This is a genomic window from Janthinobacterium psychrotolerans, from assembly GCF_001677885.1.
Classification (GTDB): Bacteria; Pseudomonadota; Gammaproteobacteria; order Burkholderiales; family Burkholderiaceae_D; genus Janthinobacterium; species Janthinobacterium psychrotolerans.
In genome coordinates this window covers 43,936-57,194 of sequence record NZ_LOCQ01000059.1, presented here as the reverse complement: position 1 = coordinate 57,194, position 13,259 = coordinate 43,936, and the positions used below count along the sequence as shown (strand labels likewise).

Genomic DNA, 13,259 nt, shown 5'->3' with positions numbered 1-13,259 from the left:
TACACTGCTCGGTAACCTTGCATTCCTAAAACATGGGAGACGCGCTTGCTGACCGTACTCATGGCGACCTACAACGGCGCCGCCACCTTGCCTGACGTGCTGCAGGCGTATACGGCGCTGGACCAGCCCGCTGGCGGCTGGCGCCTGGTGATCGCCGACAATGGCAGCAGCGACACCACCGCCGAGGTGCTCGCGGCCTACCAGGGGCGCTTGCCCTTGAGCACTTTGTACGTGGCCCGGCGCGGCAAGAATGCAGCCTTGAACGCGGCGCTGGAACGGGTCTTGCAGCAAAGCGGAGACGGCCAGGACTTGCTGGTGTTGACCGATGACGATGCGATTCCGCAGCCCGACTGGCTGCGGCGCCTGCGGCAGTGCGCCGAACGGCAGCCTTGCCATGCGCTGTTTGGCGGCGCCATCGTGCCGGCCTGGCGGGTGCCGCCCGCGCCCTGGCTGCTGCAGCACACGCCGCGGGGCCTGACCTGGGGCCTGACCGAACCTGCCTTGCCGGACGGCCCCATCTATCCGGGCCTGGTGTGGGGCGCGAACATGGCGGTACGCCGGCGCGTTTTTGACGACGGCCTGCGCTTTGACGAGGGCATCGGTCCGAACGGCGCCAGCTACGCCATGGGTGGCGAAGTCAATTTCAACCTGCGCCTGGCGCAGGCGGGGCACCTGGCCTGGTTTTGCCCGCAGGCACGGGTGGCCCATATCATTCGCCCACACCAGGTATCGGCGCCGTGGGTGCTGCGCCGCGCCTGGCTGCATGGGCGGGGACGCTTTCGCCAGCAGACAGACACTGCCGTACCACGCTGGATGCTGGGACGGTTCATGCGCGACGCACTTGCAATGCTTGCCGCCTGGCTGCGGCGTGACCAGGCACAGGTTTTCGTGCGGCGCTGGGAGCTGGCCAATATTGCCGGCTATTGCCAGGAAGCGTGGCAAAGCAAGGGCCGACAGCGTTTGCGCATCCTGATTACCAGTTATTCGGGCGAGCTGGGCGGCATGGAACTGCGCATGGCGCAGGAAGCGCGCATGCTCGACGGCGCCGGCTACCACAGCCTGCTGGCGCTGCGCCGCTTTGCCGGTTTTGAGCGCTGGGCCCAGGCCTTGCGGGCCCAGCAAGTGCGCATCAGCGTCTACCAGCCGCCGCTGTTCATCGAGCACTGGCCATGGCGCAGGCTGAACCTGCTGCGCGCCTGGCTGACGGGCGCCTGGCGGCTGCGGCGCTATCGGGCCGACCTGGTCCATGTGGCGTTCTGCTGGACGGCATACGGCGCGTCCATCCTGTGGCAGGCCAGCCGTTGCCGCTTGCCGGCCGTGATCAGCGTGCACAATGCGTTTCCACTGGAACCCTTCAGCGCCTGGCAGCGGCCGCTGCTGGCCACGGCCATGCGCTGCGTGAAAGGCGTGTACGCCGTGTCGCCATCAGCGCTGCAACATTTCATGGCGCTCTATCGCGACATGCTGGCGCCTGGCACGCGCCTGGCCGTGATACCGAACGGCGTCGATACCGACGTCTTTATCGTGTCGCTCCAGCGCAGAAAACAGGCGCGCGAACAGCTGGGCTTGCCCCAGGATGCGCTGGTGCTGGGATCGGTTGCCCGGCTGTCGCCGCAAAAGCGGCCCGCAGCGCTGCTGGCCATGTTCCTGCGCCTGCTGCCGCGTTTTCCGCAACTATATCTGGTGCTGGCCGGCACCGGACCGCTGGAAGCGGCGCTGCGCCTGGAGGTGCAGGCGGCCGGCGTCGGCGCAAAGGTCATCTTTACCGGCTACCAGGAACGCATCGAGCTGCTGATGCCGGCCTTCGACCTGCATCTGTTGCTTAGCCGCAACGAAGGCTTCGGCATCGCCACCATCGAGGCGATGGCCTGTGGCGTGCCGGCGCTGGGCACCGACGTGCCTGGCACGCGCGATATCCTGCACCAGTGCGCCGGTGGACTGCTGCTGCCACTTGATGATGAACTGGCGGCCTGCGCGGCCGTGGCCGACCTGCTCAGCGATGGCCCCCGGCGCGTGCAGATGGCGCTGGCGGCGCGCCAGGAAGCCGAGCAGCGCTATTCGATGCCGCGCCTGGAGCGGCAGTTGCGCCAGTTCTATGCCGGGCTGGTCTGAACCATGAGCGCCACGCGCCATTCCCTGCTGTTTTCGTTTGCCGAGAAATATACGGTGCTGCTGCTGGGCATCGTGGCCACCATGATCTTGTCGCGCCTGTTGACGCCGGCCGAGGTCGGCGTGTATTCGCTCGGCGCGGTGCTGGTGGCGCTGGCCCAGGTGGTGCGCGACTTCGGTGTCGGCCAATACCTGATCCAGGAAAAGCAGCTGGACATGGCCAAGCTGCGCGCGGCGCTGGCCACCAGCCTGCTTGTTGCCTGGCTGCTGGCGCTGCTGGTGCTGGCCGCCAGTGGGCCGCTGGCGCGCTTTTACGAGGAACCAAGGTTACAACTGGTGCTGCAATTGCTGTCGATAAATTTCATTCTGATCCCCTTCAGCGCGCTGACCATGCCCATATTGCGCCGGCAACTGCGCTTTCGCGCCATTTACGCCATCAATGCCAGCAACAGCGTGACCAATCTGCTGGTGGCCGTGGGGCTGGCGCTGCTCGGTTACAGCTACATGAGCATGGTGTGGGCGGCGCTGGCTGGCAGCGTGGCGTCGTTGCTGGCGAGCCTGCTGCTGCGGCCCCGTGAGCTGCCGTGGCTGCCGTCACGGCGCGGCATGCGCACGGTGGCGGCGTTTGGCGCGTATGCGACCGGAGGCGGGCTGATCGACGAAGCCAGCGTGGCGGCGCCGGACCTGATCATCGGCAAGCTGATCGATATCGAAAGCCTGGCGCTGTTCGGCAAGGCGCAAAGCGTGCTCAATATGTTCAACCAGTTGATTACCAGCGCCATCTCGCCGGTGGTGTTTCCGCTGTTTGCGGCCAGGGAACGCACGGGCGGGCAGGGCGGGGCGGCGCCGGCCTATTTGCGCACGGTCAGTTATATGACGGCCCTGAGCTGGCCGTTTTTCTTCTTTCTCGCCTGCATGGCTTTGCCTTTGGTCAAATTACTGTACGGACAGCAATGGATCGCCTGTGTGCCCTTGATACGCATCATGTGTCTGTCATCGGCCGTCTATAGCATGTTCAGCATGGCACGCTACCTGCTGGTGGCCAGCGGCCAGATGCGCGTGCAAGTGGGCATCGATACCTGGGCCGGCGTGCTGAAAGTGGCGTTGGTGCTGGCGGCGGCGCCATTCGGCCTGGTGGCGGTGGCCTGGGCGGTGGTGCTGGCGCTGTTGTTGCGCAGTTGGCTCAGCTATCGTGCGCTGCGCGCGGCCTGCGAGCTCGACTGGCGGCGGCTGCTGCGCACGGTGCAAAAAAGCCTGCTGCTGTGTGCCTGCAGCGCGCCGGCGCCCTTGCTGGTGGCGCTGTGGCTGCCCGAGCAATTGCCCGATGCCATGCCGCTGCTGGTGTTGCCGGGCACGGCCATGGCAACCGTACTGTGCTGGATCGCCGGCATTTTTCTGTTGAAACATGAACTGGCTGCCGAGTTGTTACTGCTGCAGCGCAAGCTGGCCGGCAGGATGCTGGCGGCCAGGACACCGCCCTGAAGGAAAACCATGCGAGTCGGCATCCTGTCTTATCCCATGCTGTTCCAGCGCGAAGGCGGCCTGCAGATACAGGTACGCGAAACCGTCGCCGCACTGAACCGCCTGATGCCCGTGCCGGGCCGGCCTTTGCAGGTGGGGCTGGTGGACGTCAATTACGACCGCTTGGCCGATTACGACCTGATCCACGTGTTTTCCGCCATCAACGGCAATTTTCGCATCGTTGAAATGGCCCATGAGCTGGGCCTGCCGGTGGTGCTGTCGCCGCTGCTGTCGCCTGGCTGGAACCGCGCCGCCGTGCGCCGCGCGGAGCTGGCGGATCGGCTGGCGGGCCGGCTGACGGACTGGATGGTGCAAACCAGCTATGCCCAGACCAGGCGCGCCTTGCATTTGTCGACTTTGGTGCTGGCGCTGGGCGAGGCCGAGCGCGAGGCCATCGCGCAGGGCTTCGGCGTGGCGGATGACAAAATCCGCGTCTTGCCGAACGGCGTCAATCCTCATTTCTTTACGGCCAATGGCGACCTGTTCCGGCGCGAAACTGGCATCGCTGGCCCATTCGTGCTGATGGTGGGCAGCATTTCGCCGTACAAGAATCAGCTGGGCCTGGCGCTGGCCCTGGCCGGCAGCGCCTTGCCGGTGGTGCTGATCGGTCATGCGCCACGCCATGAATTGCCGTATCTGCAGCAACTGCTGGCCTTGCCCAATGTCACCTGGCTGGGCAGCCTGGAACACGTCGACCCGCTGCTGGCCAGCGCCTATCATGCGGCCGCTGTGGTGGCCTTGCCCAGCCAGGGCGAAGTGCTGCCCTTGTCCGTGCTCGAAGCGCTGGCGGCAGGCACGCCGGTGGTGATGACGGCGCAAAGCGCGCTCGACCTGCCTGACTCCGCGTTTGCGCTGCGCAAGGTGCATTGGGAAGACGGCGCCGCCCAGCGCCTGGCCATCGAGCAACTGGCGGCCCAGCCGCCCGAGCGCGCCAGGGTGCAGGCGCTGGTGGAACAGTTCAGCTGGGACCGCGTGGCCGGCCAGATCGCCGAATGCTATTTCCAGCTGCACGCCGCCAGTGCGCCGGCCGGGAGGCGCCATGCTGTTTAATTCCTTCAGTTTTCTGTTTTTTTATCTGCCCGTCGTTCTGTCCGGCTATTTTTTGCTGGGACGGCTGGGTCGTCCTTTGTTGCCCGCCACCTGGCTGGCGGCGGCCTCGCTGTTTTTCTATGGCTACTGGGATGCACGCTACCTGCCGCTGCTGCTCGCCTCGATTACCGTCAACTATCTTGGCGGGCGGCTGATCGGCGCTTGCAGCGGGCAGGCCAGAAAGCGCGCGCTGGTGGCGGCGCTGGCGGCCAATCTGTGCCTGCTGGCCTATTATAAATACGCCAATTTCTTTGTCGACAGCGTCAATATGCTGGCGGCCGCTGCTGGCGCTGGCCGCTTGCAGCCGCTCGACATCATCCTGCCGATCGGCATTTCCTTCTTTACCTTTACCCAGATCGCCTTCCTCGTCGACTGCTACCGGGGCGAGGTGCGCGAGTACCGCTTTATCCACTATGTGCTGTTTGTCAGCTATTTTCCGCACCTGATCGCCGGCCCCGTGCTGCACCATCGCGAAATGATGCCGCAATTTGCCGATGCGGCCAATACCCGGCCGCACGCCGGCAACTTTGCCATCGGCCTGTCGATTTTCGTGGTCGGCCTGGCAAAAAAAGTGCTGATTGCCGACAACCTGTCGCCGCTGGCCATTCCCGTGTTTGCCGCCGGCGCCGAGCCGACCCTGATCGAAGCGTGGATCGGCGTGCTGGCCTACACCTTCCAGCTGTATTTTGATTTTTCCGGCTATTCCGACATGGCCATCGGCCTGTCGCGCCTGTTCGGCGTCAAGCTGCCGCTCAATTTCAATTCGCCTTATAAAGCCGTCAATATCGCCGAATTCTGGCGCCGCTGGCACATGACCCTGTCGCGCTTCCTGCGCGACTATTTATATATTGCGCTCGGCGGCAGCCGGCGCGGCCAGGCCCTGCGCTACCGCAACCTGATGCTGACCATGCTGTTGGGTGGCCTGTGGCATGGCGCCGGCTGGACTTTCGTCATCTGGGGCGGCTTGCATGGGGTGTACCTGGTGGTGCAGCAAGCCTGGCGGCGGCGCTTCGGGCCGGCAAGCAGCCGCTGGTGGCCGCCGCTGCTGACCTTTTTTGCCGTGCTGCTGGCCTGGATCTTCTTCCGTGCCCCGGATGTGCACACGGCGTGGGATATCACGGGCGCGCTGTTCGGCGCCAATGGCGTGAGCCTGCCACGCGGCCTGGAGACGGTGGCCGCACCGCTGGCGCAGTGGGGCTGGCAGCCCGCGTTTGACGGCATCCGCTGGATCGAGCTGGCCGGCCCCGGCCTGCCGGTGCTGTTACTGGCGATGTTGCTGGTCTTTAAGGCGCCGAATACGCAAGAAATATTCCTTCATTACGAGCCTTGTATTGAACAAATATTTCATGACGGTAAGGGCAGCCGCTGGGCCTGGCACTGGCGGCCGACGCGCCGCTGGAGCCTGGGCTTTGCGGCGCTGTTCGTTGCCTGCATTTTCGGCATGAACCGCGTCACCGAATTTCTCTATTTTCAATTCTGACCATGGAAACCACCGACACCCTCTCCGCGCGCCGCTATGTGGCGCTGTTCTGCGGCTGCGCTGCGGCCGCGCTGGCCATCGTGACGATCCTCAATTACCAGGTCGACCCGTATCTGCTGCACCAGTGGGACAGCCCCTTGCTGCAGCGGCTGCAGCCGACGCGCGAAAAGCTCAGCGTGTGGGGCAAGACCTATGCGGTGGCGCGCTACCGGCCGGCGATCGTGTATATCGGCAATTCGCGCACGGAGATGGGTTTGCCGGCCGGCGTGCGCGAGCTGTTCGATGGCAAGAGTGTGTTCAACAGCGCCGTGTCGGGCGCCTCCATCGGCGACGCCATGCTGCTGGCGCGCCATGCGGCGCAAGTGAGCCATGTCGACACCATGGTGTGGGGCATCGACGCGCCCTCGTTTTCCATGGAGCAGGGTTCGGCCGGTATCGAACCGGGCCTGACGGATGACGGTCCGGCATTTTTCGCGCGGCGCGCCTTGCTCAACGTCAAGCGTGGCCTGACGGTCGACATGACGCATGATAGCTTGCGCTTGCTGCAAGGCAATTTTGGCAGCGTTTGCCTGTCCAGCCTGGCCCTGCACGGCCAGCGCGACCACCGCTGTTTCAGCGACCGTATCAAGGGCTGGGGCGGCACCGCGCCGGCCATGGTGCCGCGGCTGCAGGAGTTCGGCGACGGCGCCGGCCCCACGCCGGAGGCGCTGCGGGCCTTCGATGCCACTGTTGGCAAGCTGTGCCGCGACGGCACGCGGCTGCGCCTGTATATCAACCCGACCCACGCGATGACGATGGACGTGCTGTACTGGCGCGGCAAGTGGCCGGCCATGGAGCAGTGGCAGCGCGATATCACCATGCTGGCCGAACGCCACCGCGCGCAGGGCTGCGACCTGCGCCTGCATGATTTTTCGGGTTTTAACAGCATCACCAGCGAAGCGATCCCGCAATTTGGCGGCGCGCGCGAAATGCGCTACTACTGGGAAGCGTCGCACTACCGCGACAATGTCGGTCGCATGATCCTGGCACGCCTGTTTGGCGCCGGCGACGGCGAGCCATTGCCGCCCGACGACTTCGGCATCGAACTGACGAGCGATAAGCTGGCCGCGCACCAGGCGGCCATGCGCACCGCGCGCGACCGCTTTCATGCGCAGCATGTGCAGGAAACCGCCTTTGTGCGCAAGCTGATCACCTTGCCGCGCGTGCGGCAATAAGCCGCCGTTTGATGACACCGGGAAGCGTGCGCTATGATGGCGTTTTTGTCATGGCCTTAATATTCCTCGGGGAAGCAACATGAAAATCGCCTTCTTTGGCAGCCAGCCTTACGACCGCCGCTTCTTCGACGAAGCCTTGTCGTCCCAGCCGGACGCATCAAGCATTGAACTGGTCTATCACAACGCCTTGCTGAGCCAGGAAACGGCCATCCTGGCGCTGGGCGCGAACGCCGTCTGCGTGTTTGTCAACGATGTGCTCGACGCCACCGTGCTGGCGGCCTTGCACGATTACGGCGTGCGCGCCATTCTGCTGCGCTGCGCCGGCTATAACAACCTGGACTTGCCGGCCGCCAGACGGCTGGGGTTTTTCGTTGCGCGCGTTCCCGCTTACTCGCCCGAAGCGGTGGCCGAACACACTTTGGCCATGGTACAGACCCTGAACCGCCACACGCACCGCGCCTATGCCCGCGTGCGCGAGGGCAATTTTTCACTGGACGGCTTGCTGGGATTCAATCTGCACGGCAAGACGGTGGGCATCGTCGGCACCGGCAAGATCGGCCTGGCCACGGCCCGCATCTTCAAGGGCTTTGGCTGCACGGTGCTCGGGCACGACCCGTATCCGTCAACTCACTTTGCGCCATTGGGCGCCATGGTGGATCTGCCGCAGCTGCTGGCCGCGTCCGACATCGTCTCGCTGCATTGCCCGCTGATGGACAGCACGCGCCACCTGATCGGCCCGGCCACCTTGCCGCAGATGAAGCGTGGCGCCATGCTGGTCAATACCTCGCGCGGCGGCCTGATCGACACGGGCGCCGTGATCGAGGCGCTCAAGTCGCGCCAGCTGGGATCGCTGGCCATCGATGTCTACGAGCAGGAAAGCAGCCTGTTCTTCCACGACCACTCGTCCGACATCATCGACGACGATGTATTCCAGCGCCTGATGACGTTCCCGAACGTGCTCGTCACCGGCCACCAGGGCTTCTTTACCATCGAGGCGCTGCGCGAAATTGCCGCCATCACTTTTCATAATCTCGATTGCTTCCGCCATGGCGGCGACTGCGGCAACAGCGTCGCATGAACGCCATCATTCATCGCGGCATCACCATCGTCACGCTGGCGGCGGGTGACGATATCGCCGCCTGCTGTCAGCCGGGCCAGACGGCGATTTGCGCACGGCCAGACGGCTGGTGGCTGTATTTCGTCGACAGCGACGGCAGCGTGGACGGCTACGACAGTGCGTTTGCCAGCCATGCCGAAGCGCTGTGGGCGGCCAAGGCGGCCGCCGAATTCAGCGCGGAATAAGTGTCGGGCAAATGCCGCACCATCAGTGCAACGGCGCCAGCGTGGGATGCGGCTGCCGTGACTGAGCCAATATTTCCTCGGGCATGCTGTCCTTGACCAGCCGCGCGCAGCCTTTTTCGCACGACAGCAGCGACTGGCGCAGCTGCGGCAATTCGCTGCGCCAGCGCCGCAGTATCGCTTGCTCGTCTGGCCGTGCGGCGTCATCGAGGAAGACCGCCGCGCCTGGCGCCAGGCGCGGGAACAGCAGCGGACCGGCCGGGTAGCGGGCCAGTTTGCCGGTCGCTTGCGGTGGCCCGTCGATCACCAGCATGCCGATCTCCAGGCCAGCAGGCAGGTGATCGGTGTCGTACCAGGGCCAGGTTTCGCCTTGCAGCCGATGCGCGCGCAGCGGCGCGTCGATCACCTGCGCCCAGGCCGACAAGCCATGGCGCGCCAGTTCGGCGCGCGTCTGCGCCGCGTAGGCGGCATCATGCTCCAGGCTGTAGACCTGGCCTGCGCCTTGCAGCTGCATGCAGCGCGCCAGCACCACGGTCGAGGCGCCGCTGCTGCATTCGACCACTACCTGTGGCTGCGCCAGGCGCGCGTGGCGCGCCAGTGTCAGCAGGAAGTCGGGCGAGCCGGCCCAGCCGCGCGTCGGCGGCAGGCTGTGCTCGAGCCTGAGTTCCCGCTGCAGGCCATCAAGCGCTTCGAGCTGGCGAAACAGGACGGCCGGCGAGCTGTCGGCCTGGTCGCGCAACTGGTGCACCAGCAAGTGGATCAGTCGTACCTTGTGCAGCATCCACGTACACAGCACCAGGTAAGCGGCAAGCAGGATGGCGGTGATCAAGTCGGTCATGGCTGGCCCTTTCAGTAAAACATCAAGTGATCTTGCTGATGACATAGCGGTATTTGCCTGACGCCTCGGCGGCAATCTCGTCGACCTCGTCAATATCGACCGCCACCTGCGCCCCGAGCCTGGCCTGGAAGCCGGCCACGATGACCGCGCGGGTCGGCGCGTCCAGGGCCGGCAGGCACACCAGCAGCACGCGTGTCCGCAGCAGGCTTTCCTGGACGATCTTGAAGCTGCGCACCTGCGGCAGTTCGCGCAGAATGTAGACCAGCGCCAGGCCATGCATCACGGTGCCGTCGGTGGCGGTGAGGAAGTCCGTGCTGCGCCCTTCGATTTTTTGCAGCAGCGGCAGGCCGCGCCCGCAAGCGCAGGGTGCCGTGCCCAGCGCGCCGATGTCGCCGGTGGCGTAGCGGATGAACGGATAGTCGCGCGTGGCCAGATGGGTGACGACGATTTCGCCGAGGCTGCCCGCTGGCAGCGGCTGGCCGGCAGCATCGACGATTTCGACGATGATGTCTTCGGCGGTGATGTGCATGCCACCGTGCGGGCACTCATGGGCGATAAAGCCGGCGTCGCGTCCGCCGTAGCCGTTGGCCACCGGGCAGCCGAAGGCGCTGGCGATCTGCGCGCGCTGCTCATCGTACAGCCGCTCGGAGGTCACGAACGCCACCTTCACACCGAGGCCGTCGAGCGGCACACCTTGGGCGCCGGCTTGGCTGGCGATACGGCACAGCGCCGACGGGTAGCCGAACAGCATGCGCGGGCGCAGTTCCAGCAGCCGTTTGATGAAGCCGTCGACCTTGCCTGGCGACATGGCGAACGCCGGCAGCAGGGTGCTGCGCAGCAGCCAGTCGCGCAGCCGGCGCAGGCGGTCCTGGGCGTGCAGCTCGATCGGCGAGCCCCACAGCACCACTTCGCGCTCGCCGATATCGACGCCCCACCAGCGCGTGGCGCGCCATTTGGCGGCGATGTCGTGGCTGATGCGGCGCCGGCCCAGGAAGAACAGCAGCGGCTCGCCACTTGATCCGCCGGTGGAAAACGGCCGCAGGCCAACCGCGCGGTCCGACTTGAAGGCTTCGCGCGCGGTGCTGATATCGCGCTTGCGCAGCAGCGGCAGGCGCGCCAGGTCGGCCAGGTCATGAACCTGGCGCGGATCGAAACCGAGGCGCTGAAACAGCGCGCCATAATAAGGTACATGGGCGCCCGCATGGCGCAGCAGGCGGCGCAGCCGGGCCAGGCGCCAGCGTTCCAGCTGCCCGGCGCTCCACCATTGCGAGCGCTCCATGCGGCGCAGCAGGCGCACGCTGTCGTGCCGCTTGAGCTTTTCATGCAGGGGAAACAGCCAGTGCGCCACCAGGCGCGCATAGCCGGAGGGGCGCGGCGCGGCCAGGATGCGCCGGTACAGCACCGCCAGCTGCGGCCCGACGTGCTGCCAGTCGAAGCGCGCCGCATGCGCCAGGCCGTTGGCAGCCAGCCGGCGCGCCTGTTGCGGCTCGCGCAGCAGCGCCAGCATGGCCTGCGCCATGGCCGGCGCGTCGCCGGGCGATACCAGCAGGCCCGTCACGCCATGCTGCAGCAAGGCCGGCACGCCGCCGACATTGGTGCTGACCACCGGCACGCCGCAGGCCAGCGCTTCAAGCACGGAAATTGGCATATTGTCGGCCAGGCTGGGATTGAGCACGATGGTGCTGGCCTGGTACAGCGCCGGCATGGCGTGGTTGGCGACATGGCCGGCAAACAGTACCGCCTCGGCCACGTTGAGGCTGTTGGCCAGGCTCTCCAGCGCGGCGCGCTCGGGGCCGTCGCCGGCCAGCACCAGGCGCGCGGCGGGAAACGCCTCGCGCACGATGGCAAACGCGCGCACGGCGCTGGCGTTGTCGTACAGCGCCTGCAGGTGGCGCGCCACCAGGATCACGGGCCCCTGGTTGTCCCGCTCGCCGTTGGCGGGCGTGAACCTGTGCAGGTCGATGACATTGGGCACGATATGGGCGGCATGGCCGCATTGCTCGAAAATCTCCTGCAGGAAACGCGATGGCACGGCGATGGCGCCGGCGCGCCGCAGGCTGGCGTCGACCAGGCGCCGATGGCGGGCAAAGAAGGCGGCCGCTTCGCCGCCGCGGTAGTTGAGCAGCACCGGTTTGCCGCACAGGCTGGCGATCCACAGCGCTGGCGCACCCTGCAAGTGCCAGGACCAGCCCGAATTGGCCATCACGTGGAACAGGTCGACCGTGCGGCTGGCACGCCACAAGCGCCACAGGAAGACCGGCAGGCGCAGCGCCGCGCGCAGATAGCGCACACGCGCCAGCCAGGGCGGCAGCAGCGGGGTATTGACGGCCAGCAGCTCGACCCTGGCACCTTCGGCGCGCAGCAGGGCGGCCAGCTGCGCCGTCTGGTTGGCCATGCCGCCCGCCGGCGGCGCCTGCGGACCGACCAGCGCGATGCGCATACCGGTGAGCATCATCTGGTGTGCTCCGCCGGCGGGCGGGCCATGCCGCGCGCTGGCCGCGGCGCCGTCAGGCGCTGGTAGACGCCGGCATAGCGCGCCACGCTGCCGGCCCAGCTGCGTTCGCGTTCCACATAGGCGCGCGCCCGGTGGCGCAGCAGCGGCCAGCGCGCCGGCTGGCCGAGCAAGTCCAGCACCGCTCGTGCCAGCGCATCGGGGTCATTGGCGCGAAACAGCACGCCGGTCTGGCCATTCCTGATCAGTTCGCGATGGCCGCCCACGTCGGAGGCGGCCACCAGCCGACCTTGCGCCATCGCTTCGAGCGGTTTCAGGGGCGTGACCAGCTCCGTCAGCCGCATCGGCAGGCGCGGATAGACCAGCACGTCGATCAGCTGGTAATACTGCGCCACCAGTGCGTGTGGTACCCGGCCGGCAAATACCACCTGGCCGGCGATGCCCAGCTCAACGGCCAGTGCGCGCAGCATGGCATCCTGCGGGCCGCCGCCGGCCAGCAGCAACCGCAGCCGTGGCTGCGTCGCCAGCATGCGCGGCATGGCGCGCAGCAGCAGCGCCAGGCCTTCGTAGGCGTAAAACGAGCCGATAAAGCCGATCACGGGGTGGCCTTCCAGGCCCAGACTGCGTGCCAGGCCCGGCTGCACCGGCGCGACGGCGAAGGCGCCGGCGTCGACGGCGTTCGGAATCACGGTGATTTTATTGGCTGGCAAGCCGCGCGCGCACAGATCCTGGCGCAGGCCTTCGCAGATGGTGGTGACGGCGTCGGCGCGCCGCAGCGCATGGTTTTCCAGCAGGCGTGTCAGGCGGTAGCGCAGGCCGCCGGAGCGGCTGCTGCCATGGTCGGTGGCCGCGTCTTCCCAGAAGGCGCGCACTTCGTAGACCACGGGAATACCCAGCGCGCGCCCGACGCGCAAGGCGGCGATGGCGTTCAGGGACGGCGAATGGGCGTGCAAAATATCGGGTTTGTGCTCCAGGGCCAGCTGCTGCAGCCGCCGCGCCAGGCCGAGTACCACGCTCCACTGGCGCAGCACCGGCAAGCGCGCCCACCATTGCCGGCCCGGTGCGGTACGGTAGAAGTGCCAGCCGTCCACCAGCTGTTCCGGCGCCGCGGTCGCGCCTTGCTTGGCGCTGGTCAGATGGTGAGTTTCCCAGCCCAGCGCGCGCTGCTGGGCCAGGATGGCCACGCTGCGAAAGGTGTAGCCGCTGTGCAGTGGCAGCGAATGGTCGAGGATGTGCAGGATGCGCATGGCCGTTTCC

Annotated in this window: 10 protein-coding genes; 7 read left to right on the top strand and 3 right to left on the bottom strand. The window is 66.4% G+C overall.

Annotation, left to right across the window (positions count from 1 at the left end):
* Positions 1-45: 45 nt before the first annotated feature.
* From ASR47_RS18775 to ASR47_RS18745, 7 genes are all read left to right on the top strand, one after another.
* Positions 46-2,112, top strand: a complete 2,067-nt coding sequence (locus tag ASR47_RS18775) for a glycosyltransferase (protein WP_245714407.1) — start codon at positions 46-48, stop codon at positions 2,110-2,112.
* 3 nt (positions 2,113-2,115) lie between these two features.
* On the top strand, positions 2,116-3,591 hold the full coding sequence (locus ASR47_RS18770) for an oligosaccharide flippase family protein (protein WP_065309325.1): 1,476 nt from the start codon (positions 2,116-2,118) through the stop codon (positions 3,589-3,591).
* Positions 3,592-3,600: 9 nt separating this feature from the next.
* Positions 3,601-4,680: a glycosyltransferase family 4 protein gene (locus tag ASR47_RS18765; protein ID WP_065309324.1), complete on the top strand. Its 1,080-nt coding sequence runs from the start codon at positions 3,601-3,603 to the stop codon at positions 4,678-4,680.
* Complete coding sequence (locus ASR47_RS18760; protein ID WP_065309323.1) at positions 4,670-6,199, top strand: MBOAT family O-acyltransferase; 1,530 nt, start codon at positions 4,670-4,672, stop codon at positions 6,197-6,199. Before ASR47_RS18765 ends, ASR47_RS18760 begins: the two co-directional genes overlap by 11 nt.
* A 2-nt stretch (positions 6,200-6,201) precedes the next feature.
* Complete coding sequence (locus ASR47_RS18755; RefSeq protein ID WP_065309322.1) at positions 6,202-7,413, top strand: hypothetical protein; 1,212 nt, start codon at positions 6,202-6,204, stop codon at positions 7,411-7,413.
* 79 nt (positions 7,414-7,492) lie between these two features.
* Positions 7,493-8,491 (top strand): 2-hydroxyacid dehydrogenase, encoded by a 999-nt coding sequence (locus ASR47_RS18750; protein ID WP_065309321.1) that lies wholly within the window; start codon positions 7,493-7,495, stop codon positions 8,489-8,491.
* Positions 8,488-8,715, top strand: a complete 228-nt coding sequence (locus ASR47_RS18745) for a hypothetical protein (protein ID WP_065309320.1) — start codon at positions 8,488-8,490, stop codon at positions 8,713-8,715. Before ASR47_RS18750 ends, ASR47_RS18745 begins: the two co-directional genes overlap by 4 nt.
* Positions 8,716-8,737: 22 nt before the next feature.
* Here ASR47_RS18745 and ASR47_RS18740 read toward each other — a convergent pair whose 3' ends face one another.
* From ASR47_RS18740 to ASR47_RS18730, 3 genes are read right to left on the bottom strand one after another with little or no spacing between them, the layout of a single operon-like run.
* The gene (locus ASR47_RS18740; RefSeq protein WP_065309319.1) at positions 8,738-9,550 is read right to left on the bottom strand and encodes a class I SAM-dependent methyltransferase; all 813 of its coding nucleotides are present in this window, start codon (positions 9,548-9,550) and stop codon (positions 8,738-8,740) included.
* 22 nt (positions 9,551-9,572) lie between these two features.
* Positions 9,573-12,005 (bottom strand): glycosyltransferase, encoded by a 2,433-nt coding sequence (locus ASR47_RS26625; protein ID WP_082989030.1) that lies wholly within the window; start codon positions 12,003-12,005, stop codon positions 9,573-9,575.
* Positions 12,002-13,249 (bottom strand): TIGR04063 family PEP-CTERM/XrtA system glycosyltransferase, encoded by a 1,248-nt coding sequence (locus ASR47_RS18730; RefSeq protein WP_065309318.1) that lies wholly within the window; start codon positions 13,247-13,249, stop codon positions 12,002-12,004. The genes ASR47_RS26625 and ASR47_RS18730 overlap by 4 nt, the downstream gene beginning before the upstream one ends.
* Positions 13,250-13,259: the final 10 nt, after the last annotated feature.